Source organism: Sorangium sp. So ce281 (genome assembly GCF_051527395.1).
GTDB classification, from domain to species: Bacteria; Myxococcota_A; Polyangia; order Polyangiales; family Polyangiaceae; genus Sorangium; species Sorangium cellulosum_B.
Window position 1 is genome coordinate 12195240 of record NZ_CP150322.1, and the last position, 26261, is coordinate 12221500.

General features: G+C 70.3%; 21 protein-coding genes. 12 read left to right on the top strand and 9 right to left on the bottom strand.

Features of this window, described 5'->3' with window-relative positions; genetic code table 11:
• The first annotated feature begins 212 nt into the window (after positions 1 to 212).
• The 3 genes from WMF27_RS46790 to WMF27_RS46800 are packed head-to-tail and all read left to right on the top strand — an operon-like array spanning position 213 to position 3242.
• Positions 213 to 2057 carry a vWA domain-containing protein gene (locus WMF27_RS46790; RefSeq protein WP_437943691.1) on the top strand — a complete coding sequence of 615 codons (1845 nt, stop codon included), beginning with the start codon at positions 213 to 215 and terminating at the stop codon, positions 2055 to 2057.
• Positions 2058 to 2117: 60 nt separating this feature from the next.
• Complete coding sequence (locus tag WMF27_RS46795) at positions 2118 to 2960, top strand: hypothetical protein (RefSeq protein WP_437762381.1); 843 nt, start codon at positions 2118 to 2120, stop codon at positions 2958 to 2960.
• A gap of 33 nt (positions 2961 to 2993) precedes the next feature.
• Entirely contained in the window at positions 2994 to 3242 is a 249-nt protein-coding gene (locus WMF27_RS46800; RefSeq protein WP_437762380.1) for a hypothetical protein, read from the top strand.
• Between the two features lie 278 nt (positions 3243 to 3520).
• On the opposite strand, the gene WMF27_RS46805 is transcribed toward WMF27_RS46800, so the two are convergent.
• Complete coding sequence (locus WMF27_RS46805; RefSeq protein WP_437762379.1) at positions 3521 to 3793, bottom strand: hypothetical protein; 273 nt, start codon at positions 3791 to 3793, stop codon at positions 3521 to 3523.
• 25 nt (positions 3794 to 3818) lie between these two features.
• Between WMF27_RS46805 and WMF27_RS46810 the strand changes: the two genes are divergently transcribed.
• A complete protein-coding gene (locus WMF27_RS46810) occupies positions 3819 to 4943 on the top strand; it encodes a glycoside hydrolase family 11 protein (RefSeq protein WP_437762378.1) in 1125 nt (374 codons plus the stop codon).
• Between the two features lie 363 nt (positions 4944 to 5306).
• The gene (locus WMF27_RS46815) at positions 5307 to 6272 is read left to right on the top strand and encodes an NAD(P)-dependent alcohol dehydrogenase (protein WP_437769920.1); all 966 of its coding nucleotides are present in this window, start codon (positions 5307 to 5309) and stop codon (positions 6270 to 6272) included.
• 184 nt (positions 6273 to 6456) lie between these two features.
• Here WMF27_RS46815 and WMF27_RS46820 read toward each other — a convergent pair whose 3' ends face one another.
• Positions 6457 to 7788: a CapA family protein gene (locus tag WMF27_RS46820; RefSeq protein ID WP_437762377.1), complete on the bottom strand. Its 1332-nt coding sequence runs from the start codon at positions 7786 to 7788 to the stop codon at positions 6457 to 6459.
• Between the two features lie 232 nt (positions 7789 to 8020).
• On the opposite strand from WMF27_RS46820, the gene WMF27_RS46825 reads away from it, so the two are divergent.
• Complete coding sequence (locus WMF27_RS46825; protein ID WP_437762376.1) at positions 8021 to 9907, top strand: FAD-binding oxidoreductase; 1887 nt, start codon at positions 8021 to 8023, stop codon at positions 9905 to 9907.
• Between the two features lie 319 nt (positions 9908 to 10226).
• Here WMF27_RS46825 and WMF27_RS46830 read toward each other — a convergent pair whose 3' ends face one another.
• Positions 10227 to 11285: a hypothetical protein gene (locus WMF27_RS46830; RefSeq protein WP_437762375.1), complete on the bottom strand. Its 1059-nt coding sequence runs from the start codon at positions 11283 to 11285 to the stop codon at positions 10227 to 10229.
• 202 nt (positions 11286 to 11487) lie between these two features.
• On the opposite strand from WMF27_RS46830, the gene mobA reads away from it, so the two are divergent.
• Positions 11488 to 12243, top strand: coding sequence for a molybdenum cofactor guanylyltransferase (mobA, locus tag WMF27_RS46835; RefSeq protein WP_437762374.1), 756 nt, complete (start codon positions 11488 to 11490; stop codon positions 12241 to 12243).
• A gap of 5 nt (positions 12244 to 12248) precedes the next feature.
• Here mobA and WMF27_RS46840 read toward each other — a convergent pair whose 3' ends face one another.
• The 5 genes from WMF27_RS46840 to WMF27_RS46860 all read right to left on the bottom strand — a co-directional run bounded on the left by WMF27_RS46840 (position 12249) and on the right by WMF27_RS46860 (position 18304).
• The gene (locus WMF27_RS46840) at positions 12249 to 13250 is read right to left on the bottom strand and encodes an MBL fold metallo-hydrolase (RefSeq protein WP_437762373.1); all 1002 of its coding nucleotides are present in this window, start codon (positions 13248 to 13250) and stop codon (positions 12249 to 12251) included.
• 8 nt (positions 13251 to 13258) lie between these two features.
• Entirely contained in the window at positions 13259 to 13882 is a 624-nt protein-coding gene (locus tag WMF27_RS46845; RefSeq protein ID WP_437762372.1) for a hypothetical protein, read from the bottom strand.
• Between the two features lie 7 nt (positions 13883 to 13889).
• Complete coding sequence (locus WMF27_RS46850; RefSeq protein WP_437762371.1) at positions 13890 to 14993, bottom strand: serine/threonine-protein kinase; 1104 nt, start codon at positions 14991 to 14993, stop codon at positions 13890 to 13892.
• 96 nt (positions 14994 to 15089) lie between these two features.
• The gene (locus WMF27_RS46855) at positions 15090 to 17174 is read right to left on the bottom strand and encodes a serine/threonine-protein kinase (protein ID WP_437762370.1); all 2085 of its coding nucleotides are present in this window, start codon (positions 17172 to 17174) and stop codon (positions 15090 to 15092) included.
• 356 nt (positions 17175 to 17530) lie between these two features.
• Complete coding sequence (locus WMF27_RS46860; RefSeq protein WP_437762369.1) at positions 17531 to 18304, bottom strand: hypothetical protein; 774 nt, start codon at positions 18302 to 18304, stop codon at positions 17531 to 17533.
• 275 nt (positions 18305 to 18579) lie between these two features.
• On the opposite strand from WMF27_RS46860, the gene WMF27_RS46865 reads away from it, so the two are divergent.
• The 5 genes from WMF27_RS46865 (at position 18580) to WMF27_RS46885 (ending at position 25267) form a co-directional block, all read left to right on the top strand.
• Positions 18580 to 20538: a type VI secretion system Vgr family protein gene (locus WMF27_RS46865; protein WP_437762368.1), complete on the top strand. Its 1959-nt coding sequence runs from the start codon at positions 18580 to 18582 to the stop codon at positions 20536 to 20538.
• A 48-nt stretch (positions 20539 to 20586) separates the two neighbouring features.
• The gene (locus WMF27_RS46870) at positions 20587 to 21828 is read left to right on the top strand and encodes a TIGR02270 family protein (protein WP_437762367.1); all 1242 of its coding nucleotides are present in this window, start codon (positions 20587 to 20589) and stop codon (positions 21826 to 21828) included.
• Positions 21829 to 21961: 133 nt separating this feature from the next.
• Positions 21962 to 23542 carry an ATP-binding protein gene (locus WMF27_RS46875; protein ID WP_437762366.1) on the top strand — a complete coding sequence of 527 codons (1581 nt, stop codon included), beginning with the start codon at positions 21962 to 21964 and terminating at the stop codon, positions 23540 to 23542.
• Between the two features lie 300 nt (positions 23543 to 23842).
• Positions 23843 to 24694 (top strand): AHH domain-containing protein, encoded by an 852-nt coding sequence (locus WMF27_RS46880; RefSeq protein WP_437762365.1) that lies wholly within the window; start codon positions 23843 to 23845, stop codon positions 24692 to 24694.
• 18 nt (positions 24695 to 24712) lie between these two features.
• Entirely contained in the window at positions 24713 to 25267 is a 555-nt protein-coding gene (locus tag WMF27_RS46885; RefSeq protein WP_437762364.1) for an imm11 family protein, read from the top strand.
• A gap of 208 nt (positions 25268 to 25475) precedes the next feature.
• Here the strand turns inward: WMF27_RS46885 and WMF27_RS46890 are convergent, their stop codons facing one another.
• Positions 25476 to 25766, bottom strand: coding sequence for a DUF4150 domain-containing protein (locus WMF27_RS46890; protein ID WP_437769919.1), 291 nt, complete (start codon positions 25764 to 25766; stop codon positions 25476 to 25478).
• Positions 25767 to 26261 lie beyond the last annotated feature (495 nt).

A 26261-nucleotide genomic window follows, 5' to 3' on the forward strand; every position in this document is an offset into this window, starting at 1 on the left:
GGCCTTGTCGCACCCGCCGGCGGTGGCGGCCGGGCGGCGGCCTTCCGCCGGCGCACGGGCGATCCCTGCTGAACAATGGTCGATCGCCGCTGTCTCTCCGGCTGGTGCGCCCGGCGGCGGCCGGCGCCGTCGCTCCGGAGCGGGGCGACAGAACAGATGCGGCGCTCACCCGTCAGACCGAGCACCCGCTCTGTCCGCGGGAGGGGAAGACCATGAACGAACTCGGAATCGTGTGGGTGAGGCGAGCGCTCCTCGGCGGCGCGCTCGTGCTGGGGCTCTCGGGGGCGGGGATCGCGTGCAGCACGAAGGAAGCCCCCGCGACGTCGGAGGCCTCCCCGGCGCCCATGCCGGCGGGGAACGCCGACGAGGCGAAGCGCGAGGCCGTGGCGTCGGCCGCCGAACCCCTCCAGGTGGCGCGTGGGCCCGCCGCCCCCAGGCTCGACATGGCGGGCGGGAAGGGGCGCGCAGGCGCCGGCGGCCTGGTGGTCCCCGCCCCGCCGGCCACCGCGGCGCCGGGCGAGGGCGCGGCCCGCGCCGCGGCGCCCGAGGCCGCGGGCCTCGACCCGAACGGCCGCTTCGCCACCACGTACCGCCCCGGCGGCGGCCACCTCGCCGCGTTCGAGTCCGCGGTCGCGCGCGGCATCGTCCCGCCCGACGGGCGCGAGCTCGTCAGCGACGTCGGCGCCCGCTACGCCCCGTCGATCGACGTCCCGAAGGGCGCGGCGCTCGCCCTGCGCACGGACCTCGAGCGCACGCGGGTCCCGCCCGGCGGCGGCCCGGTGCACGTGCGCGTCGCGCTCCGCTCGACGGCGCAGGCGCCCGCGGCGCGGCCGCACCTGTCGGTGCACCTCGTGCTCGACGTGAGCGGCTCCATGCAGGGCGAGCCCATGGCGCGGGCGCGCGACGCGGCCCGGGCGCTCGTCGACAGGCTCGACGCGAACGACGACTTCTCCCTCGTCACCTTCTCGAGCGGCGCCGACGTCAGGATCGACGATGGGCCCGTCGGGCCGCGGCGGGCGGCGATCAAGGCCACGATCGACGGCATCCGCGAGGGCGGCGGCACCAACATCGGCCAGGGCCTCGCGCTCGGCTACGCGCAGGCCGCCCGGCCGGGCATCCCGGAGGGCGCGGTGAAGGTCGTGCTGCTGCTCTCCGACGGGCGCGCGAACTCCGGGATCACGAGCTCGGAGCGGCTCTCGCGGCTCGCGCTCGACGCCTTCCAGGGCGGCGTCCAGACGAGCACGTTCGGGCTCGGCGCCGACTACGACGGCGCGCTGATGAGCGCCATCGCGAGCGACGGCGCGGGCGGGTACTACTACCTGCGCGATCCGGATCAGATCGCCCCGGCCCTCGCGACGGAGCTCGACAGGCGGCTCGATCCGGTCGCGACCGCGGTCGAGCTGCGGGTGCGGCTGAAGCCGGACGTGAAGCTGCTCCAGGTCTACGGGTCGCGCCGGCTGAACGACGTGGAGGCGGCGCGCGTTCGGACGATCGAGGTCGCGGCGGACGCGCAGTCCGCGCGGCGCGACGGCATCGAGCGGGACCGGCAGGACGACGCCGAGGGCGGGATGCGGTTCTTCATCCCGGCGTTCTCGCGCGACGACAGCCACGCCATGCTCTTCAAGCTGGGCCTCCCGGCGGGCGCGGACACGCGGGCCATCGCGGCGATCGAGCTCAAGTACAAGGACCGTGTCGCCAAGAAGAACGTCGTGGACGAGGCGCCGCTCCGGGTCGCGTACGCGACCGGCGACGCGGACAGCGCGGCGAGCGTCGACCCGTCGGTCGCCCGCACGATCCAGGGCTTCGCCGCCGGCGAGACGCTGGCCGAGGCCGCCCGCCAGATCGCGCTCGGCGATCGCGCTCGCGCCGCCGCGCTGCTCTCCGAGCGGGAGGGGATCCTGCATGCCGCGGCCGAGGCGCTCGGGGAGCCGCTCTTCCTGAAGGACGCGGCCCGCCTCGCGCGCCTCCGCGGCCACGCGGGGGCCGCGGGCGGCCTGGGGGATCCGCTCGTGCTGGCGATGCTGCTCGAGACGGCCTCGCGGACGCACCTTCACTGAGGGCGGGGCACGGGGCACGATGGCGCGGAGGCGATCCACCGGCGGAGCCGAGGGGCGGACATGACCCAGACATTCACACTCCGGCGCGATGTGGCGGCGCAGCACGTCGACGTCGCGCCGGGCGGCGAGATCGTCCTCCGCGGCAAGCTGGTCTGCTCGACCGACGCCTCGGTCATCGACGCGGCGACGACGACCTGGCCCGCGGGCGCGCCGGGCGGCGCGTCGGTCGACAGCGGCGGGCTCGTCGACCTCGAGCAGGGCGGCTTTCACATGACGAGCCGCGACCCCGCGACGCACGAGGTCCACGCCATCGCGACCGGGGATCCGGCCCCCGCGTGCGCGCTCGCGGGCGTGGAAGCCCCGTGCCTCCCGCTCCGGCTCCTGCCGCTCGCGCGCTCGCGGCTCCAGACGGCGCAGGAGCTGGGCAGCTGCCTTCACGGGGGCATCACGGTCGAGGTGCCGGACGCCGTGCTCCCGCCCGTCGCGCCCGCGGCCGTTCCTTACGTGCAGGGCGCGGCCGTGCTGCTCGGCGCCTCCGTGCTCGCGTCGATCGGGTGGGTCGTGCAGCGCCGGCGCGCCCGATCGCCGCGCGGCCGCCTGCTCGATCTTGCGAAGCGCACCCGGGCCAAGCTGAGGGCCGCTCACCCGGTCGTGGCCGCGCCGCTCGTGCCGGCCGTGGAGGCCGCGCTGGGCGCGCTGAAGCGGCGGCGTGTGGACGCCGCCTCGACGGAGGGCAAGCGGGTCGCGGAGGTGCTGCGGCGGGTGGAGCTGCGCCTCGACGCGTCGGCCGTGGAGGCGCGCGCCGACAGGGAGCAGCAGGCGGCGGACGAGCTCGTCCGCGAGATCGAGAGCGCGCTCGAGGCGGTCGACGAGGTGGACGGCGCGCGGCGCGGAGGGGCCTGAGGAGGAAGGACTTCCGCTGCCCAGCGTGCGCCGATGAAGCACGCCGAGCCGACGCTCACCGCCACGGCCCCCAACCCGATCTGGACGTGGGACATCACCGAGCTGCGCGGGCCGCTGCCTGGGGTCTTCTACGGCCTGTACGTCGTCCTCGACCTGCTCAGTCGCACGACCGTTGGCTGGAGCCGGAACGCGCCTCTCTGCGCGATCCACTCATGGGATTCTCGTCCGGCCTGTCTCAATCCTGTTGGCATTTTCCGCCCCATCTGTGCCAGCGTCGGGTGAGAAATGCGAGCCAGGAAACCGTGCAAAATGGCGTTGTGTCGAGGCCGATCCATGGCGTATAAATTCAGTCGAAGGACCACGTAAACTTCCAGTGAGAGCATGGGTGTCCGGACGAGGCTTCGGACTCTGCGAATGACGCTACGTGATCCCATGTGATCAACTGCGAATGTCGTTGTTCCCCTGGTCTCAATGCGCGACAGAGAGTCCATGACAGGCGAGTCGCTTCGTGTGCATCTTCGGGAAACATTGGAAACACCTATGACAAAGTTAAAGCAAAATCAGTCCTCTCGTTGGTTCATGCTGGCGTTCGCGTCAGTCGCGCTGGCAGGCTGCGGCGATGATACCAGTGCCACAGGGCCCTCGAGCAGCTCATCGTCTTCTAGCAGCTCTTCCTCCTCCAGCTCCAGCTCCAGCTCCAGCTCATCTTCGAGCAGCTCCAGCTCCAGCTCTTCCTCCTCCAGCTCCAGCTCCAGCTCATCTTCGAGCAGCTCCAGCTCATCTTCGAGCAGCTCCAGCTCGTCTGGTGGCGATCTCGCATTGGTGGTCGCCATCAACTCCGGTAGTACTTCGAGCGCAATGGTTGACGGCGTGGAGTACCAGGCGGATAAATACGCTAGCGGTGGTACGACCAACAGCACGCAAGACGCTGTCGTTGGTGGGCAGCTTTATCAAACAGAGCGCCAGGGCTCATTCAGTTATGAAATCCCGGTCACCGCCAATGGCAACTACACCGTGAAGTTGCATTTTGCGGAGATTGATAAGACCAGCGCTGGCTCGCGCAGCTTTGACGTTGCGATCGAAGGTAACGCCGTTGTTAGTGATCTGGATATTTATGCCGAAGTTGGTCATGACGTGGGCCACACGGAGACCTTCGCGGATATTGCGGTAAATGACGGCAGCGTCACGATTGAGCTGATCAAGGGTGTAGATAGTCCCACCATCGCGGGATTCGCTATTTTCTCCAATGACGGAGAGCTGGGTACGGTGGACACGCCCCTCCCCGATTTCTCCAAGTACTCAGCGTACACTAAGCAATACACTGAGAAGACTGTGATCAATTCGAATCACGCGACGGGCCACGTCGGTGACTTCTTCTTCACTCACTGGAAAGATGGCGGCTCGACATCGATGACCGTGGACCCGAACGGCGAGTTCAGCGTGACCTGGCAGGGCGGCGGCTATAACTATGTCGGTGGTCCAGGGTGGCATTACGGAGATGAGAAGAGGGTGATCGGCTACCGCCTCAATAGCGACAGCGGCGCCAGCTATATCGCTCTGTACGGCTGGGGGTACGACAAGAGCATGCCCACGTCGAACGCGGCGCACCTGGTGGAGTATTACATCCTGCAGCGATGGAGCTATGATCCCAGCGCGGGTGCCACCGCTGGCAAGACCTTCACGAGCGATGGGGTCCAGTATTCCACTTACCGCTCGACGCGGAATCAGCAGCCCTCCATCAATGGTCGCTCCACTTTCTACCAGTACTGGAGCAAGCCCGCTCGGGCGCAGGCCCTCGGAGAGGACCACAAGATCATCTTCGCCGATCACGTGAAGGCATGGGCCGACAACGGCTGGACTCTCCCGAACATGAACAACCTGGATGCGAGCGACGACCCCACCTATCAGGTCCTGGCCGTCGAGGTGTTCAACCCCGGTAGCAATGGAACTGCCGCTGGTCGCGTCTGGAACGCGACGCCCTGATCGAATGAGAATGTGGCACTCCTGAGCGTTTCGTGGGGGTACGGCGCGAACGCCCGCCGAATGCCTCGATGGCGCCGTGCTCGACGCCATCGAGGCCCTCCGCTTCGCTCCGACCCGCTGCGCGGGCGGCCTCGACGGCGTCGGCGCGCGGCGCGCGGCGCGCGGCGCGCGGCGCGCGGCGCCAAGGTGTCGACGCTCCCGTTAGATGATGGGTGGGGGCCGCTTTTCGCTCACGCAGGATGATGGCTCGCTCACGCGCACGATGGCCATCAGCCAGCCCGAGCGAGGAAGCATCAGCCAGCTTGATTCTCAACAGGTACGAGCCGAATGGACATGCTCAGGCAGCGCCCGTATGACTGGACCATGAGAGCCGCCCGACGGGAACGTTACGGTTCAGCGGAAGTCATCCGGCTCGAAGACGTGGCAGTGCCCACGCCGACCGATGACGAGATCCTGGTGCGGGTCCACGCAGCCACGGTGAGCCGCACCGACTGTGCGTTGCTCGCGGCCTCCCCGTTCATCATGCGGTTCATGACTGGCCTTCGCAGGCCCAGGAACAAGGCGCTCGGCACCGACTTCGCGGGACGGGTGGAAGCGCTCGGCTCGCGCGTACGCAGCTTTGCGGTCGGCGACGAGGTCTGGGGAATGAACGATCTGGGGGTCGGGTCTCATGCGGAGTACCTCGTCGTTTCCGCAGAGGACTCGGTCGCGCGCATGCCCGCCGGCCTGAGCTTCGAGGAGGCTGCAGCCTGCATCGAGGGCGCCTGGTATGCTTACAGCATCACCCAGCGCGCGGGCCTCGAGAAGGATCGGCGCGTGCTGATCAACGGCGCTACCGGGGCGATCGGATCCGCGCTTCTGCAGATCTGCGTCCACCTGGGCGCCACCGTGACCGCGGTGGGGAACACCAGGAACCTGGAGCTGTTGAGGTCACTCGGGGCCAGCAGGGTCATCAACTACGAGCAATCGGACTTTACCCGGGACGACCAGGTCTATGACCACGTATTCGATGCGGTCGGCAAGAGCACGTTCGGCGCCTGCAAGCGCTTGTTGACGCCCAGGGGCGTGTACGTTTCCTCGGAACCCGGACCTGGCTGGCAGAATCCATTCCTGGCGCTCGCCACGCCCGTGCTCGGCGGACAGCGGGTCGTGTTCCCGATACCCGTCGATCGGAAGGCGTTCCTGGGGGTGCTGGGCCGGCTCGTCGCCGAGCGCCATTTTCGGCCCGTCATCGACCGTACCGTTGCCCTCGATGCGGTCCAGGAGGCCTATGCCTACGTCGCGTCCGGGCAGAAGACGGGCAACGTGGTGCTGAAGCTCATGGAGTGAGGGGTCTATTCTACCCCCATGCGGCCCAGCAGGGCGCAGGAGCCGACGGGCGCTGGACGCCGCGGCGCTCTACAGATTGCTGGGCGGACGGGGTGACGCGCGATGCGTGCCATCTCGGGTGGGTGCTGGCGGGCCGGGAGCAACACCGCGGGCGGCCTGTCTGCCCACGATGAGCAGGCCGCGTTCAGCGGATCGGGCTGGCGACCCTCGGCGGCGAGGCGGGGGCCGCCTCCGCGGCGGGCTCGAGCGGCGCGCAGCCGTCGGCGGCGAAGGGGCCGATCGCCGGCTCGCCCTTGACGAACGCCGAGACGCGGCGCATCCGCGCGGCGAACGCCGCCTCGGTCTCGGCCCGCCGCGGGTCGGCCGCGAGCGGGACGGTCCCGAGGCCCTCGCTGCGCACCGGGCAGATCTCGGCGAGGGGCGGCGCGCCCCGCCGCAGGCGCAGGCGCGCGAGCATCGCGAGCTCGACCGCGGGGCCGGTCCTCTTCACCTTCATGAGGAAGTTGCCGAGGCTGTAGAAGATGGGCCGGCCGCGGCGGAGCTCGATGCCCTGGAGCACGTGCGGGTGGTGGCCGAGGAAGGCGTCGGCGCCCGCGTCGATGGCGGCGCCGGCGAGCGCGCGCGCCTGCGGGAGCGGGGTGTCCAGGTACTCGGTGCCGCCGTGGTAGCTCACCACGACGGCGTCGACGCCAGGCTGCTTGCGCGCGGCGCGCACCGCGGCGGCGAGCCCGTCCCGCTCCGCGGCGGCAACGAACTCCCGCGCCGGGTGCTGCCAGAGCGAGCCCTGGTTCCAGATGCCGGTCACGGCCAGCAGCGCCACGCGGAAGCCGCGGTGCTCGATGACGGCCGGCGCGTATGCCTGGAGCCGCGTCCGGCCGGCGCCCACGTAGGCGACGCCCGCGCCCTCCAGGTGGCCGAGCGTCTCGAGGAACGCGCCCTTGCCGTAGTCCCACATGTGGTTGTTCGCGAGCGACACCACGCCGATGCGGGCGCGCGCTAGCACGCCCGCGCCGGCCGGCGGGCCTACGAACACGAGCGGCTGGCGCGGGTGCTGGGTCTCTCCGCCCTGGTCGCTGAGCTGGTTCTCGAGGTTGACGAAGCGCACGTCGGCGGACGCGAACAACGCCGCGACGGAGGCGAACGGATCGTACGCCGGATCGCGGAGCAGCTCCTGGCCGAGCGCCTTGCCGAGGCAGACGTCGCCGCCGGCGAGGAGCGTGATCGCGTCGACCGGCGCGGCGGTGGCAGCCGGCGCGGCGGTTGCGGCCGGCGCGGCGGTTGCGGCCGGCGCGGCGGTTGCGGCCGGCGCGGCGCGGGCTTCCCGGGTCGCCTCCGCGACGTCGCGCGGCGCGGCCGGCGCGGCGCGGGCTTCCCGGGTCGCCTCCGCGACGTCGCGCGGCGCGGCAGGCGCGACGGCGGGCGGAGGCGCGAGCCCGGCGCCCACGTTGGTGGGCCGCTCGCAGCCGATCTGCGCGGCGGCTGCGCACATCGCGAGGAAGAAAGGGGCAGGGCGCATCGCGAGCGGCGTCTCGGCGCGCATTATCCACGGGCCCGCGGCCGCGCCCAAGTATCCGGTGGTACGCCCGCAGACGTTCGTGCCACCATCGCCGCGCGTTGAGCGGGCCCAGAGGAGCCGCGGCGTCGATCGGCGGCCGCGTCCTCTCGATGGACGTCCGGCCCGCTCCAGCGCGACCTACTCGGGACTGGACGCGCGCTCGTGCGCGGGTTGCTTGGAAGGCCTTATCTCCATGGTGAATCGAAGACGTGAGACTCCCTCGGGCGCGACGCTGCTCTCTTCGCGCGGCGCGACGCCGTCGAGCACGCGCATCGTGCCGGGCCCCGCGGCGCGCGACGAGGCGCGCGACGAGGAGCGCAAGGACGGCTGGGGCTTCGCCGACACCCGGTTCGTCGTCAAGCCGAGCGGCAGCGTCGTGCTGACCGGCGCGCGGTACAGCATCAGCAACGTCGAGCTGCCGTCGCTGCTCCCGTGGATGTCGGCCACGCTCGCCGCGCCGCTCTCCTACGAGAACCGCAACGAGCCGCACTACCCGCCCCGGATCCCCGACGCCAGGGTCGCGAGCGAGCTGCTCGCCGCGCTCCGCGGCTTCCTGGCGGACGATCAGATCTCGCAGGACCCGCTCGTGCGCCTCAGGCGCGGCCACGGCCACACCGGCGCCGAGATCTGGGCGATCCGCTACGAGCGCCTCGAGCGCGTCCCGGATCTCGTCGTGTTCCCCGCGTCGCACGACGACGTCGTGCGCGTCACCGAGGTCGCCAAGCAGCACGGCGCGTGCCTCGTCCCGTTCGGCGGCGGCACCAACGTCACGGACGCCCTGCGCCTGTCGATCCACGAGGAGCGGACCGTGATCGCGGTGGACATGCGGCGCATGAACAGGATCCTCTGGCTCGATCCCGTGAACCGCATGGCCTGCATCGAGGCGGGCGCGACCGGGCGGCACATCGTCGCGGAGCTCGAGAAGCACGGGCTCACCATGGGGCACGAGCCCGACAGCCTCGAGTTCTCGACCCTCGGGGGGTGGATCGCGACGAACGCGAGCGGGATGAAGAAGAACCGTTATGGCAACATCGAGGATCTCGTCCTCGACATGCAGGTCGTGACCGCGCGCGGCGTGGTCGAGCGGCCGCACGTGGCCCCGCGCGAGAGCGTCGGCGCCAACCCGAAGAACTGCATGTTCGGCAGCGAGGGCAACTATGGAATCGTCACCAGCGCTGTCGTCAAGCTGTTCCCCCTGCCCGAGGTCCAGCGCTACGGCAGCGTCATCTTCCCCGACCTCGCGCGCGGGCTCGCGTTCCTCTACGACCTGCAGGGCGCCGGCGCGCTGCCCGCGAGCGTGCGCGTCATGGACAACACGCAGTTCCATTTCGGTCAGGCGCTCAAGCCGAAGAAGTCCGGGCTGCTCGCCCGGGTGAAGAGCCAGGCGGAGAAGCTCGTGGTGACCCGGATCAAGGGCTTCGATCCGCACCAGCTCGCCGTCGCCACCCTCGTGTTCGAGGGGACGAAGGAGGAGGTCGACTTCCAGGAGAAGACGCTCTACCGCATCGCGGCGCAGCACGGCGGGATGAAGGCGGGCGCGGCGAACGGCGAGCGCGGCTATCAGCTCACCTTCGGCATCGCGTACATCCGCGATCTCACGTTCGAGCACTGGGCGATCGCGGAGAGCTTCGAGACGAGCGTCCCGTGGAGCCGCGCGCTCGAGCTCTACGACCGGGTGCGCCAGCGCATCCTGCGCGAGCACGAGCAGCGGCGCCTGCCTGGCAAGCCGTTCTTCACCGGCCGCATCACCCAGGTCTACCCCACGGGGGTTTGCATCTATTTCTATCTCGGCTTCTACGCCAAGGGCGTCGACGACCCCGTGCGCCATTACGCCGAGATGGAGCACGCCGCGCGAGAGGAGATCCTCGCCGCCGGAGGGTCGCTGTCCCACCACCACGGGATCGGCAAGATCCGGCAGGATTTCGTGAAGGACATCTACTCGGACGGCGCGCGCGCCTTCATGCAGCAGGTGAAGCAGGCCGTCGATCCGGACAACCTGTTCGGCGCGGCGAACCACGGCGTGCTCGGCGAGGTCGCGCTCTCGAGCGCGGAGGAGCAGGGGCGAGCGCCCTCGCCTTGACCTGGGCGGCGCGGCCGCCGGCAGTGCGCGGCGCTGCTGGACGCGCCGCGCCAGCGGGTAGCACCGCGGGTCAGAAATCCTGCCAGGGATCTGTCTCCCGAGCGAAGAGAGATTTTAACGCAAAGGCGCCAAGTCGCAAAGGCGCAAAAATGCATGAATCTTTTGCGACTTGGCGCCTTTGCGTTGAAATCTCTTTCCGGATCCCTGGTCGGAGCTGGGCCGGCGGCGCGCGAGGACCTCGGGTTTCAGTCGCCGTTCATGCGGAAGCATGGGGACTTCGCGCATGGATGATACCGATGGGCGAGCGGCCCGAGATTGCTCACCCACGCCCCGGCGGGGGCGCCTCCACTCCACCGCCTGCGGAGACGAGCACGCTGTCGAGCCGCGTGCGCCCGAAGATGCCGCCCGCGCGCACCTCGACGACCGCGAGCGCGCGCGCTTCGTCCACGGGGACGACGTCGATCACCGGGCCTCTGGGGACCGGCACGAAGCGCATTTCCTCGATCGGAATGCTCGCGTCCCACGAAATCCGGTGAGGCGGCTCCGTGGGGGTCCGAGGCGCGAGATCGCGCGGGCGAGGCGGGACGCGGAGGACGCCGATGCCGTCTCCTCCCGCGGCGACGAAGAGGAGATCGCCGTGCAGCGCGACGGCATGAAAATCGTACGAGCGCTCGGCCGAGCGCCGGCCGCCCTCCAGGCGCCTCACGTGGAGCACCGCCCATTGCTGGAGCGTAGGGAGATCGAGGAAGGCGACGTGCGTCCACGGACCGACGCGTGAGGTCGAATGGGAGAGCAAGGCGACGGTGTCGCTGGTCGAGGCGACAGAGACGACCCGCTCGACGGCGGCGTGGTCCACCAGGGGCAGGCTCTCGACGAGCCGCGGCTCGCGCGGGCTCGTCACGTCGACGAGCAGCATGAAGCGAGGGAGTACCCTGTCGTCGATGGCGACGAGGCGCGAGCCGTGTACGGCGAACCCGTCGATTCCCTTGCCAGCCGCGCACGCCTCGCGCGGCACCGCGATGGGGCGCCATTGCTGGGGCGCGCGGAGGTCCACCCAGCCGAGCATTCCTTTGCCCGCGTCGCCGCCCGTGAAGGCGACGTCGTCGATGACGAAGATCGCGTGAATGTCGGGATTGCCCTGGATGTCGACGACGCTGGCCGCGCGCTCGCCCGAGAGCCCGCGGATCACCGTGAGCGCGCCGTGGCGCGCATACACCAGCCTGTCGGCCTCGATGTCGAGCCGGTGCACGGCGCGCACGGGCATGGGGACGGGACCGACCTCGACGAGGGCCGCGGCGCCCTCACGGTAGCTCGGCGCTGCGGTGCGCCGAAAAAGGATGCTTTGCTCGCCTCGCGGCAGGATCCAGGCCTCGCTCATGGTCGATGTGGCTCCTCGTCGATGCGCCGCGGCCGAGGTCGACCACGGCTGAAGCGCGCAGCGTCGCGATGTTGGTCTCGCCCCGCGTGATTCCGCCGCGCCTGGCGTCGTGGGTGCACCAGGCGAGCGATCGACCGGGTGGCCGCGGGGTACGACGGCGCGCTCCCGGTGTCCACTCGACGCCGGCGGGCTGTCTCCGGCCGTGGCACGAGCGCACCGGCGGCAGCGGTCGGCGCTCGGCGCGCGCCGCGGGCGCATGTTCCTGGCGAGGGTGGTATGCAGGACGGCGGTGCAGCTCATGACGGCGCCCTCGGAGGACGGCGACGGGGCGGGCCGCGTGGCCGGGCTCGCGGGCGTCGTGCTGTGCGGCGGGCAGAGCCGCCGGATGGGGCGCCCCAAGGCATGGCTGCCGTTCGGGGGCGAGGCGCTGCTCCAGCGGGTGGTGCGGCGCCTCGGCGAGGCGGCCTGGCCGATCGTGGTGGTCGCGGCGCCGGGGCAGGAGCTGCCGCCGTTGCCGGAGGGGGTGCTGTTCGCGCGCGATCCGGTGGAGGGCCGCGGGCCGCTGCAGGGCATCGCGGCCGGGCTCGATGCGGTCGCGCCGCTCGCCGAGCGGGCCTACGTCGCCTCGACCGACGCGCCCTTCCTGCACCCCGCCTTCGTGCGGCGCCTCGCGGATCTCCAGGCGGGCGGCCACGCCATCGCGGTGCCGCGGGCGGAGGGGCACCATCACCCGCTCGCCGCGGTGTACGCGTGCTCGGTGCGCGGCGAGGTGGCGGCCTTGCTCGCCGAGGGCAGGCTGCGGCTCTCCACCCTGTTCGAGCGGGCGCGCACCCTTGTCGCGGAGCCGGAGCTCCTGTTCGCGGATCCGCGGCTCCGCGCCGCGGATCCGGCGCTCCGATCGCTGCGCAACCTGAACACGCCCGAGGACTACGCGGCGGCGCTCCGCGAGCTCGACTGAGCTGGCTAGTCGCCGCGCGGCGCCGGCGCGCTCGCCGCCGCCGCGCCCCCGGGCTCGCCCCTCGCGATGAGCACCCGCTGCTCGCCATGCCTGGGCAAGTACACCCGATCCGGCCCCAGCCCGCGCGCCGTCATGACGCGCCGGAGCTCGCGGGGCGCCTCCCCGAACGTATCGGTGCTGTTGATGAAGGTGTCGAAATGGATAGCCATCATCCGCCGCGCCCCGAGGTCGAGGAAGGCCTGCACCGCCTCCGCCGGATCGACGTGCTTGCTCTCCATGAACTCGCGCGGCCCCACCGGCGCGATCGGCAAGAGGGCCAGATCGATCGAGGGGAATCGCGCGCGCGTCTTCACGAAGGCGTCGCGGTCGTAGGCCGTATCGCCGCCGAAGTAGACCGTGATTCCATGGTACTCGACGACATAACCCGTGAAGCTCTCCGTCATCCAGTCCCGGTCCAGCCCGTAGCGATAGCCGGAGTGCCGCACCGGGACGGCCGTGATCTTCAGATCTCCCTGCCGCCATGTCGTCCAGGTCGGGACCTCGAACGACGCAAAGCTATGGTTGGGCACGTAGACGAGCCCGCCCCGAGGCGCGAGCAGCGCGCGGACCTTCGGCTCGATCAGGGACAGCGAGCCGAGCGAGAGGTGGTCGAGGTGCATGTGCGAGATCAGCACGGCGTCGATGGGCGGCAGATCCTCCGGGGCGAGCCCCGGCTCGACGAGCCGCTTCACCATGAGGCCCACCGTCGACGTGAAGACGGGGTCGGTCAGGATCCATCGGTCGTCGATCTGCACGAGCACGGTCGCGTGCCCGACCCAGAGCGCGGCGAGCCTCGCCTCGGGGCGGTACGGCGCGCGCACCTTGTCCAGCACGGGCAGCGGGCTCGCGAACAGCCTCGCCACGTTGCTCTCCAGGATGCGCGCGGGCACGCTGCAGGACACGCCCGCGAGCGCGAGGAGCGCCGCGGCGGAGAGGCGAGCTGACGACGAGGAGGGGCGCGTGGCCATGCGCGGCGTCAGAAGTAGCGGATGCTGAGCGTGATCGTGGTCGATCGCAAGGCGGCCGTCGGCGTGGTCGCCACCTGCGCGCCCAGGGCGCCGAACAGGGTATAGACCCCCGCCTCGTACGAGGCCGCCACGTGCTGTCGAGCATAGAGCGCGGACCCGCCGAGCGAGCAGGACAGGTAGTCGCCGCCGTCGAGGAGCGGGAAGTACGCGCGGACGCCGCCCCGGATCAGCCAGCGATCGGCGAACGCGCCCGGACGGGCGACGTACCCGGGCGAGCCGAAGAGCTCGATCGAGCCGGCGTGGCGCGTGAGCGGCTCCGCGATGAAGGCGCGCCACGGCGAGAGCTTGCGGTTGATCCCGAACGAGTAGAGCAGCGGCGTCATCTGCCACCGCAACCCGAAGCGCGCCCCGCCCGGTTCGAGCCACAGCTCGGGGCTCGGCACGAGCTGGACGAGGAGCCACGCCAGCGTGGGGCGGATGTCGAGCTCCGTGGCGGCGGCCGCCGGCGCCGCCTGCCGCGGCTCGCCGGGCGACGCGCCCGCGGCGAGCGGCCAGAGCAGCCAGCCGAGCGCGGTGACGGAAGCGGCCAGCGCGGGAGCGCGGCGTCGCGCGAGGGAGCGCGCTCCGGGCATGCCGCGGCTACGGCGCGTCGCCGTACACCCTGCCGAGCTGCTTGTAGAGGAACCGCGCCGCGTGCTCTCCATAGGGCGTCTGCGCCGCGTACACGTCGGGCGAGGCGATCGGCGCGCGCGCCGCCAGCGCACCGGGCCGCCCGAGCCGGGCGAGATCCTCGCCGAGCGCCTCCATCGAGGGATATCGGTTCTCCGGCCGCTTGCGCAGGCACTTCATGATCACCGCCTCGAGCGCCCGCGACGCCGGGCTCTCACCCAGGTTGGGCGGCGGGGGCGGCGTGACGAGCTGGTTGGCCAGCACCACGGCCTCGTCCATGGCGGGCGCCAGGGCGGGGGAGGAGCTCCGCGCGACGCTGAAGGGGAGCCGGCCGGTGAACATCCGGTACATGAGCATGCCGAAGCCGTAGACGTCCGTGCGCCCGTCGGGAGGGTCGCTGACGGTCTGCTCCGGCGCCATGTACTCCAGGGTGCCGACGGTCACCCCGGCCTGCGTGAGCCCCGAGTGCTCGTACAGCTTGGCGAACCCGAAATCGACGACCTTGGCCGCCCAGGCGTCGCCCTTCTCCCCCACGAGGAACACGTTGGCGGGCTTCACGTCGCGGTGGACGATCCCCGCGCGGTGGGCCGCGCCGAGCCCGGCCGCGGCCTGCAGGAGGAAGGGCACGCCGGCCTCCGGGGACAGCCGCTTCTCGCGCAGGAGCAGCGAGCTCAGCGACTCGCCGAAGAGGAACTCCAGCACGAGGTAAGGCGACCCATCGTGGAGGCCGATATCGAGGACCTCGACGATGTTCGGGTGAACGACCGTGGCCGCGGCCTTGGCCTCCAGGAGGAACCGCGCCTTCACCTTGGGCTCGCGGCGGAGCCTCGCCTCCAGGAGCTTCAGCGCGACGGGCGCGCCGCTCTTCGTGTCCTCCGCCAGGAACACCTGCGCCATGGCGCCGCTGCCGATGAGGCCCCGCACCCGGTACCGCTCGGCGATGATCGCGCCCACGTGCTCGGTGGGCTGGGACCGGATCCGCCGGATGTCGTGGCTCGCGACCAGCTTCTCTCCGTCGTGCGGGCAGAAGCGGTGATCATCCGCGTACCGCCGGTGGCAACGAGGGCACAGCATGAGGTCCCGTCCTCGGGGATAGCCCTTCCGCCGCCCCTTTTGCAAGACCCGACGTGCGCGTCGTGATGGCGCCTCGCGAAGGCGCGCGCGGCGCGATCACGACGCGCGGGACATGTCCGACGGCATCCGCGCTCTGGGCTCGTGGATCAGGACCGTCTCGGCGCTGGAGAGCTCCTCCATGTCGGGCGCGTCGCCTGACATGCGCCAGCCCGGGCTCCGCTTGGGCAGGCTGTCGAGCAGGCCGGCGAACGAGCTCGCCCACTCCTCGACGTCCCGAGGCCGCTCGTCGGGCGACAGCGCGAGCGCCCGCGCGAAGGCGCGGTCGACGTCCGGCGGCGTCCCCGGGAGCAGCGACGAGACGGGCGGCGGAGGGGCGCGCGAGAGGCTCGCCAGGATGGTGGCGAGGTCCTCTCCGGCGGCGATGCGCCGTCCGGTGAGCGCCTGGTAAGCGACGGCCGCGAAGGAGTAGAGATCGCTGCGCGCGTCCACCGACCTGCCGCGCGCCTGTTCCGGGGCCATGTAGAGCGGAGTCCCCAGGAAGATGCCCGTCGAGGTCGCGCTCACGTCGGCGGAGAGCTCCTTGGCGATACCGAAGTCGAGGATCTTGACGTGAAAGTCGCCCGGCCCCGTCGACGGGATCAGGAAGATGTTCTCCGGCTTGACGTCGCGGTGCACGAGCCCCGCCGCGTGCGCAGCGCCGAGCGCCGAGGCGCCCTCGCGCAGCAGCACCGCCACCTGGGCTGGCGTCCCGGGCCCGTGCGACTTCATGGCGTGAGCGAGGGTGAAGCCCTCCAGCCACTCCATCACGATGAAGAGCGTCCCGTCCTCGAGCTCGCCCGAGTCGTACACCTCGACGACGGACGAATGATGGATTCGCGCGACGAGGCGCGCCTCTCTCGCGAACCGCTCGCGCACATCCTCGTTGTTGAAGTGCTCTGTCCTGATGGTCTTGATCGCGACCTCGCGCCCGAGCCGCTCGTCGTGGGCCTTGAACACCCTGCCCATGCCGCCCTCCGCGACGGCCCGGGTCAGGCGATACCGCCCCGCCACGCGATAGGGGAACGGCCGCGGCCCCTTCAGCGCGGCGCCGTCATTGAGGCATCGCTCCACACGCTGATCGTAACAGCGCTGGCAGCTCGGGCATATCTGCAGGATATCGATTCCGCGGCGCACCATGTCTTCGAGCGTCGCTGCCCGCCGCTCCGCCGCGCTGGCGAGATCCTTGCGCAGTCGCGAGAGCTCGAGCGCGCTGCCGAGGTGGTGCGCGAACGAGCGGACGAGCCGCCGGGTCGTATCGCTCCACACGACGCCGCTGCCGACGATGACCAGCGCGCCGTGGACGTCGCCCGACATGCCGAGGACGGGGACCACGACATCCGCGGATCTCGGAGAGGAGTCTTGGGTGAGCGCGGCGTGGCGCAGAGCGTCGACGTGCGGCGCCTCGGTGGTGGTCGCGGTGAGGCTGACCATCGCCTGCTCCTCGGCCTTCCACACCGCGACCTCGCTGGCGCCGATCGCCTCCGCGATCTGCGCCGCCGCGGCGGACGCCCACCTCGCGATGTCGTCGAGCGCCTGCGCCGAGGAGACGACGAGCTCCGCGAGCTTCTCCTGCTCCTCCGCGAGCTGGCGCGCGAAATACTGCACCGCTGCGTACGCGATGGCCGACACCGTGAGGAGGTTCATCGCGAAGAAGCCGGCGAGGAGGCTCGGAGGCGCCTCCGGCGCGACGCCGGAGAGGAGCGGGTCGGCAACGCCGGCGGCCATCACGAGCAGCGTGTACGCGATGAACCAGGGGATGGACGCCCGCGATCCGTGGAACAGCAGCAACGTCAGCGGCGCGAGGAGCGCCCACAGGACGACGCCGCTCGATCCGACGAACCCTCCCCGGCTCGCGTGCATGAGAAACGGCAGGGCGAAGATGAGCAGCGCCTGGCGGAAGCGGAACCCGGCAAACTCCTTCGTCCTGGCGAAGTGGGCCAGGCTCAGGCCGGTACACACGATGTAGCCGAGCGGGATCGCCGCCGAGCGGTGGTCCCCGGCTGCCCCATAGGCGATCACCCAGATGGGGCACGCGCACGCCTTGAGCGCCGCGGTGAGCGTGAGGATCTTCTTGTGCTGGCGCACCTTCGGATCGTCGCCCGACTTCAGCCCCATCCGAGCGATGGCCTGGAAAAACTTCATTCTGGTCGATTGTACGACGTTGAGCAGGGCGGCCTCAAGCCGCGGTCAAGCATTCGGGGGCGCGATGTCGTCGAGGTGTAGATGTGGGCTCACTGGTAGATGTGGGCTCACTGACAGGGGTCGGTCGCTCCGGCGTGCGCTGCGAGGGCACGGCGTGAGGTCCCGTCCTCGGGGATAGCCGTTCCGCCGCCATTTTTTGCAAGACCCGACGTGCGCGGCGGCCTTGCGCGGCGGCCTCGTGAAGGCGCGCGCGGCGCGGTGACGGATCTCCTGCGCGCGGCACCGCGCTCGTCCGGCAGTACTCTCCGGCACCTATCGGCCACCTGTCGGCCACCTATCGGCCACCTATCGGCCACCTATCTGCAGCACCGCTCGGGCCGCGTTCCTCCTCGCCCGCATTGCTGACACCACCAACTCGTTTTGCCCGGCTGCTCCGATGTCTTCGGCGTCCTCGGCTTCACGGAGGTTCCCGCGAGCTTTTCCGCCGCTTTCTCGGCTGGCTTGCGCGCCGTCGAGAGCTCCGCTCGCAGCACCCGCACCTCCAGCGCGAACGAGTCCCGCTCGGCGCGCGCCTGCCGGGCCTCCTCCAGCGCTGCCTGGCGCTCTGTTTCTGCGATAGCCTTCGCGCACTCCAGGGCGGCGTGCGCCGCGTGCTGCGCCTGCAGGGTCGCTTCGGCCTCACGCTGGGCTGCCTCGGCGTCGCGCAGGGCTGCGTGTTGCGCCTGCCGAGCTGCTTCGGCGTCGCGCAGGGCCGCGCTTTGCGCCTGCCGAGCCGCTTCGGCGTCGCGCAACGCCGCCTCGGCGTCGCGCAGGGCCGCGCGTTGCGCCTGCCGAGCCGCTTCGGCCTCATGCTGGGCCGCCTCGGCGTCGCGCTGGGCCATGTGTTGCGCCTGGCGAGCTGCTTCGGTCTCGCGCTGCGCCGTATCCTCCGCGTGGCGAGCGGCCTCCGCCCCGCGGCGCACGGCCTCGGCCTCGCGCTCCCGCGCCGACTCGGCATGAGCCGCCTCTCCTGCAGCGAGCGCGCGCCGCGTGTCCTCGAGAGCCCTCCGTAGCTGCCGTCGCCCCCGCTCGGCGACGAGCGCCGCCACGAGCAGCGCCGCCAGCGCCAGGAGTGTCAGCCCCGCCGTCATCGGTCCGCCAGCAAGCGTCCGCGATTCGCGAGCAAGAACGCGCGATGCTCCGCGGTCATGTGCCCACGGAAACGGGAGGGGAGCTCGTCGTAAGGGGTCACAACGCACCCGCGCCAGCGAAGACAATCAGCGCCGCCTCTCGAGGGCAGCGATGTCCTTGTCGCACACCGCGCGCTGGACGCCAATGGCCTCTGGGCCTGTCGCCGCGCTGCGGCTCCGCGGGCCCCTGTGGTAGTCTCGGCCCGACCGCCGGCCCTGAACCGAGAGGATGCGCGATGCCCTACTCCCAGGCGAAGACGATCCTCGCCCTCCATAGCCCCCTCGGCCCCGACGCCCTCGCCCTCGTCAGGATCCATGGCGAGGAGCGGCTGTCCGGCCTTTTTCGGTTCGAGCTCGACCTCCTGTCCGAGGAGCGGGCCATCGATTTTTCTTCCATCGTCGGCCAGGGCATCACCGCGGTCATCCGCCTCTCCAGCGGGGCCGAGCGCATGATCCACGGTGTCGTCACGCGCTTCCGTCAGGCCGGCCGTGTCTACGTCGACGGCGGCCAGCCGAGGACCGCCTATCGCGCCGAGATCCACCCCTGGCTCTGGTTTCTGACGAGGACCACGGACTCCCGCATCTTCCAGGACAGATCGGTGCCCGACATCGTGAAGCAGATCTTCGATGACCTCGGCTTTTCCGATTACAAGGACGAGCTGACCGGCTCGTACGCTCCTCGCGAGGTGTGTGTCCAGTACCAGGAGACCGCGTTTCAGTTCGTCTCGCGGCTGCTGGAGGAGGAGGGCATCTATTACTATTTCCAGCACGAGGACGGAAAGCACACCCTCATCCTCGGCGACGACAGCGCGGGCAACCCGCGCTGCCCCGATCTCGGCGACGTGCGCTACGTGGGCGCCGTCGAGAGCTCGACGCGCGATGAGGACGCGATGGCCGTCTGCGAGCTCATCGGAGAGGTCGTCCCGGGGTCGTATGCGGCGACCGACTACAACTTCAAGGCGCCCAGCACCTCGCTGCTCAGCCAGGCGAGCGGCGGCGGGGCGAAGCTCGCGCTCTTCGAGTATCCCGGCGGCTACGCCGACAAGAGCGCCGGCGACGCGATCGCCACGCGTCGCATCGAGGCGGAGGAGGGCGTGGCCCGGCGCCTCGTCGGCAGCTCGTTCTGCCGCGCGTTCACGGCCGGCCATGCGTTCCAGCTCGTCCAGCACGAGCGCTCCGACGTGAACGGCGAGTACCTGCTGCTCGCCGTCACGCACTCGGCCGACAACGACGAGTACCAGAACTCCTTCGAGGCGATGCCCATGCAGAGCCCCTTTCGCCCCGCGCGCGTGACGCCGAGGCCCATCATCGCGGGGGCTCAGACGGCCGTCGTCGTCGGCAAGAGCGGCGAGGAGATATGGACTGACGAGTTCGGCCGCATCAAGGTGCAGTTTCACTGGGACCGGTACGGCAAGCGCGACGAGAACAGCTCCTGCTGGATCCGCGTCGCCCAGTCCTGGGCCGGCAAGGGGTGGGGGAGCTGGTACTTGCCGCGCGTCGGCCAGGAGGTCGTGGTCAGCTTCCTCGGCGGCGATCCCGACCGGCCGCTCTGCACCGGGTCGGTGTACAACGCGGACCAGACGGTCCCCTACGCGCTTCCCGGCGAGCAGACGAAGAGCACCCTCCTGTCCCGGTCGTCGAAGGGGGGCAGCGCGGGCAACGAGCTCCGCTTCGAGGACAGGAAGGACAGCGAGGAGCTCTACATGCACGCCCAGAAGGACATGGCTGTCGACGTGGAGAACGACTGGACGATCGGCGTCAAGCACGACCAGGCGATCTCCATCGATAACGATCAGACGCTGGCGGTGGGCGGAGACCAGACCATCAGCGTGGAGAAGAGCCGCACGGTGACGATCGACAAGGGGGACGACCTGCTGACGGTGGCGAAGGGCAACCGCGCGATCGACGTGTCGAAGGGCAATGAGTCGCACGCGGTCAAGGGGACACGGGACCTGACGGTCGAGGGGCACGAGACCCACACGAACAAGGCCAACTTCACCCACGAGGTGAAGGGCAATCACGTCCTCAAGGTGAAGGGGAACCTGGTCATCGAGGCCAAAACGGTGACCATCAAGAGCGAGCAGGCGATGACGCTCAAGGCTGGGAAGGCGCTGAAGGGCGAGGCCGGCGCGGATCTCACGTTGAAGGGCGACGGGAAGGTCGCGATCAAGGGCAGCGAGGTGAAGAACAACTGACGTCCGCCCGGGCGTGGGCGAGCGCGTCGCGACGCGGAAGGAGCGACCTTGTCGATCACTGAGGCCGAGGTCTTCGCGCAGGCGGTGGACAACGCAGGATTTCTGTGGAGCCAGCGAGACGGGGCGGCGCGCGATCCGCGGTACGATCTGAAGGGCCTGGCGGAGGTCGACGCGCGGCTCGCGGCGCAGCTCGATCTGCTCGCGCGAGGCGGGCGCGCGGCGTTGGACGGCTGCGCGGCCGCGGCCGAGGAAGGGGGGGCGGGCGAGGTGTTCGCGGCGCTCTCGCTCGCGCTCGTGCGGAGGGATCAGGGGGCGATCGCGGCGTTGATCGCGCGGGGCGTGGAGGCGCCGGCGATCGCGCGCGGGGTGGTGTCGGCGCTCGGGTGGGCGGCGCCGGAGCTCGTGAAGGACGTGCTGCCAGCGCTGCTCGGCGCGAAGGCGCAGCCGGCGCTGCGGACGATCGGCATCGCCGCGAGCGCGGTGCGGCGGCGGGATCCGGGGCCGGCGCTCAAGGAGGCGCTCTCCGCAGAGGACGCGCGGCTGCGGGCCAGGGCGCTCAAGGCGCTGGGGGAGCTGGGGTTCGTGGAGGGGATCGACGACGCGCGGCGGGCGTTCGGCGCCGAGGACGAGGCGGTGCGGTTCTGGGCGGCATGGTCGGCGGCGCTGCTCGGGGAGGAGCGCGGGGTGGATGTGCTGCTCGAGATCGCTGCCGGCGGTGGGGCGCTCGCGGAGCGGGCTGCGGGCGTGGCGTTGCGGCGGCTCGGTCCGCACGCGGGGGCGAGATGGCTGAGGGGGCTCGGTGAATCGCCGGGGATGGCGCGGGCGGCGATCGCGGGGGTGGGGGCGCTCGGGGATCCGGCGCACGTGCCGTGGCTCGTCGAACGGATGAGCGCGCCCAGGCTGGCTCGCCTGGCGGGCGGGGCGCTGTCGTTGATCACGGGCGTGGAGTTGGTGAGAGAGGAGCTCGAGGGGTCCGCGCTCGAGGAGGCTGGGCCGAGCGACGATCCGGAGGACGAGGACGTGGGGCCCGATCCGGACGACGGGCTGCCGTGGCCTGATGCGGCGGCCGTGGGGCGGTGGTGGGCGCGGCGGCGAGGGGACTTCGCGGCGGGGAAGAGACATCTCTGGGGGAGAGGGGTCGATCTGGAGGGGCTCAACGAGGTGCTGCGGCGCGGGAGCCAGCCGGCGAGGGCGGCGGCGGCGATCGAGCGGTGCTTCTTGAGGCCGCGGCTAGGGGTGTTCGAGGTGCGTGCGCGGGGGGAGGCGCAGCGGGCGGAGCTTGGGGTGTAGCGCTCGGCGTGTAGAGGTAGAGCGCGGCGCGCAGGGGATGAGCGTGCCAGGCCGGCCGCGCGCGCGGCGCGCTCGTGGGCCTGCGTGCGGCCGGGCCTTGCGGCCGGGCGGGGGCGGGACGCAAGCTCCGCGCATGGCGCGCCGCTTCAACACGGCCGGGCCCTGCCGCCCGGACTGGCACTACATGATCCCGGCGGAGCGGCGCCTGCCCGAGGCGCCCGGCCTCGTGGAGCAGATGGGCTACTTCGTGGTGCACGCGCCGCGGCAGACGGGCAAGACGACGGCGCTGCGGGCGCTGGCGCGGCGGCTGACGGCGGCGGGGCGCTTCGCGGCGCTGCTGTTCTCGTGCGAGGAGGGCGAGGCGTGGGGCGACGACATCGGCGCGGCGCAGCGGGCGATCCTGCGGGAGATCGATCTCCAAGCGGAGGTGGAGCTGCCGGCGGAGCTCAGGCCGCCGCCGATGTCGCTCGAGGGAGACGAGGGGCTGCTCCGGGCGAAGCTGTCCGCATGGGCGCGCGCGTGTCCGCGGCCGCTGGTGCTGTTCTTCGACGAGATCGATGCGCTGCGAGGCCAGAGCCTGATCAGCGTGCTGCGCCAGCTCCGGGCCGGTTTCTCGAACCGTCCAGTGGACTTTCCCGCCTCGGTGGTGCTGTGCGGCCTGCGCGACGTGCGCGAGTACAAGGCCGCGAGCGGGGGGGACCCAGGCCGGCTCGGCACGGCGAGCCCGTTCAACATCAAGATCGAATCGCTCAGGGTCGGCGACTTCGATTGCGACGAGGTGCGCGACCTGTACGGTCAGCACACCGCCGAGACCGGCCAGCGGTTCACGGAGGAGGCCGCCGAGCGCGCGTTCGCGCTGACGGCCGGCCAGCCCTGGCTGGTGAACGCGCTCGCCCGGGAGATCGTGGAGAAGCTCGCCGTCCCGCCGGACGAGCCGATCACCGTGGCGCACGTCGAGGAGGCGAAGGAGCGGCTCATCCTCGCTCGCGCGACGCACCTCGATTCGCTCGTCGCGCGGCTGCACGAGCCGCGCATCCGGCGCGTGATCGAGCCGCTCGTCGCGGGCGCGCTGTCGGCCGGCGGCGACACGTACCAGGACGATCTCCAGTACGCTCGCGACCTCGGGCTGCTCGCCTCGAACAACCCCGCGCGCGTCGCGAACCCTATCTACCGCGAGGTGATCGCCCGGGTGCTCGCGGGCGATGTCGAGCCGGTGATCCTGGCCGAGCCGAGGCGCTTCGTGCTCCCGGACGGCCGGCTCGATGTGGAGCGGCTGCTCCAGGAGTTCGCGGCGTTCTGGCGGGAGCATGGCGAGGCGCTCGCCGGGAGCCTGGGCTACCACGAGGTGGCGCCGCAGATCGTGCTGATGGCCTTCCTGCAGCGGGTGGTGAACGGCGGTGGGACGATCGACCGCGAGTACGGCCTCGGCCGAGGGAGGATCGACCTGCTCGTGCGCTGGCCCTACCGCGACGCCGAGGGGCGGCGCGCCGTGCAGCGCGCGGCGCTGGAGCTCAAGGTCTGGCGCGAGGGGGAGAAGAGCCCGCTGCCGAAGGGGTTGGCGCAGCTCGACGGGTACCTCGCGCAGATCGGGCTCGACGAGGGGGTGCTCGTGATCTTCGACCGGCGCAAGGAGGCGGGCGAGATCGACGCGCGCACGCGGTTCGAGGAGGCGAAGACGCCGTCGGGGAGGCGGGTTACGTTGCTCTGGGCGTGAGGGCTGGAGGGTGACGGGCCTGTGGGAGGGTTGCCATCGAGGTCGCATGGGGCGTTCGCATTCGCGACGGCGAACTGGGCGCCCGTGTACCCTTACAGCCGGGCAGGGGCGACTCGGCGACCGCCATGCAGTGGACCGAGTGATCTGCGTCGAGGATCCCCGCCTCCACGCCGACGATGTCTCGATCCCGGAACCCTGCGTCGAAGGCCTGCTCGGCGTGCGTGAGCCCGGTGCCGATGGTCCTCCCGTGATGGGCCACGACCTTCCGGAGGGAGAACCTGGTAGGATGCGTCCGAAGCCATGTCAGAGATCGGCGAGATCATCAGCCCCCCCCGAGCCCACTCGGACGAAGATCCCGAGTGTCCGTTCTGTCCCGGCGAGACCCCCAAGGTTTACACGACCTACGGAGGCAAAGAGAACAACTCGGGCGTCCTAGGTGCCGTGATGGAGGAGCCGAGCTGCCTCACAACAAGGCAGAGCAGCGCACGGCCCAAGCAAGGCGAGAAAGACCAGCAGGGCAAATCAGACCCCCAGCCCTATCCCGTCGAACCGTTTACGCTTCCGGAACATGATGCGTATTCTTATGAAGCGCACCATCTGATCAGCGGTAAGCAGGCGCTGGACGGCAGCCCCATGGAGCACTGGCTCATCCGTGGTGAGAGAATCGAGCGCGATACTGGCTACTCTGTCAACAATGCTGATAACGGTGCCTGGTTGCCTTCCATCCCCGAGAAGTACAAGAAAGGAAACTGGGGATCGAGGCCCGATAAGACGACGCTCGCGTGGGCGCCGATGGCGGCAGAACAGGGCCAGTTCCACAAGGGGCATCACTCCATTCCGGATCCAGATATGATCTTTCCGCAGAAGTATGATGACTATTTAAAAGCCATGCTCCAGGACATGGCCAATCGGATGGCGGGCTGGTCGCACTGCTGCCCTCTGTGCGAGGAGGAGGGAGGCGGAAAGAAGGAAAAGGTTCAGCCAAGCGTGCGGGTGAACCAAGTGATGGACCGGTTCTCAAAGGTTGTTAGGAAGAAAGTGACGGGCGACGCGAAGCACTGGAAGATCTTTGTCTCGCGCTACGCGCTTAACTACACGAAGTCCCTGAACAACGCCGTCGTGGTGCCACCCAATGGCCTCGTGTCACTGTAGGGGTATATGTACTGGTCAATGGAGTCGGATATTTATGCGCTCTATGGTGTTCGAAAGAACCCTCCTATTCCGGACAATGTGGACTTCTTGAGCGGGGTGCCCATTCATAGTCCGCTGCCGGACCCTTTGGTGTTCGAGGTGAACCATCCGACGGGCGTCCCGCTGGGCCACCTCATGGGCAGCACCATTCCAGTGGCGAGCAAGCGCTTGGTGGAGGTGCTCCGACAGGTCGGAGTGGATAATATGCAGATCTTCTCGGCGCTCCTGCGGAACGCGGAGACGCAGGAGGAGTGGTCCTCGCATGTCGCGTTTAACGTGATTGGTATGGTCAACGCCGTGGATAGGGAGGCGTCGAAATTTGACGAGATCATGCCAGGACCAGGGGCGATGCCGTCGCTGGTCGATTTCGACGAGGTTGCGATCTCCCGTGCGAAGGCGATGGATCTTCGAATGTTCCGGATCCCGGACAATCCGACGTTCTTCGTCGTTCACGAGAGCGTGATCGCGGCCTTGCGGCGAGAGGCCCCGCCGGAGGGCTGGGGGATCTCTGCGGCACAGCTCAAGGTGCAGTAAGCGCCGCGCCAGCGACCCCGTCGCTGAGTCCTTCGTGAAATCCCCCGCATCTACGCGTCGAGCGCGCCACGCATCTCCGGCGCGGGGGCGCTCGATGCTGGCGCATCTACGCAGGGCTAGGGGTGAGGGCGTCTTCTTCGATGGCCGGACAAATCATGCCATAGCACCAATCTGCCACAAGGCCGATGTTCTGAACCTTGTCGTCCATTCACCCCATCATATTCTTCTTATTATGGCGCAGCGGGTCCCCCCGCCGGCACACGTTCTTCCCCTCGAACTTGACGTCGAACGAATACATCATGAACTCGCACTCACGCCGGTTGCACGAGTTCATCGCGCTGCCGGCCGTCCCCGCCTCATCGCCGCTCGATGACGTGTCGGATGCCTGGCCGATGTTCGGATAGGGGATCGGCACGGGGCTGCCGGGGATCGGCGTCTTGCAGACGTCGGGGAACACCATACTCATGCCGCCGCTCTGCTTGTGGACCACCCGGCGCATGTTGGCGAACTCCTTCGTTCCCCTCGCTCGCTCCTCCAGTCCCTTCCGCTCGCCGGAGCATTCCCTGTCCAGGATCGCCGCGCTGCGGGCCGCCAGATCCGACGGCGCCCACACCAGACAGCGTGGCGGACGGCGGCTCTCTGCCAGCGATATCGCCGCCAGTCCGACCAGCATCGCCCCGAGCGCTGCTCCCGCGTCGCCCACGCAGTCCGCCGGGTGCTCGATCACGAAATCTTCGGCGATCCGCTCCTTGTGCCGCAGCAGCGCCGGCTCTGCGCCATCGATTGCGGCGGACGCGCTCGCCTTGCCGGGGTGCCGCCTTCGCACGCCAGCGTCGCCGGCGGTGCGCTCCTCGGTCGTCGCTTCGAGGCCCCTCAGTCTGGTCTCGCCGCCGTTGCTGGCGCCCTTCCGTCGCTCTCGCATCGCACGGCAAGCCTATGTCCCTGGCCCGCTCGGCGTCAGGATGGGCTCTACCGAACGCATACCCCCGTCTCA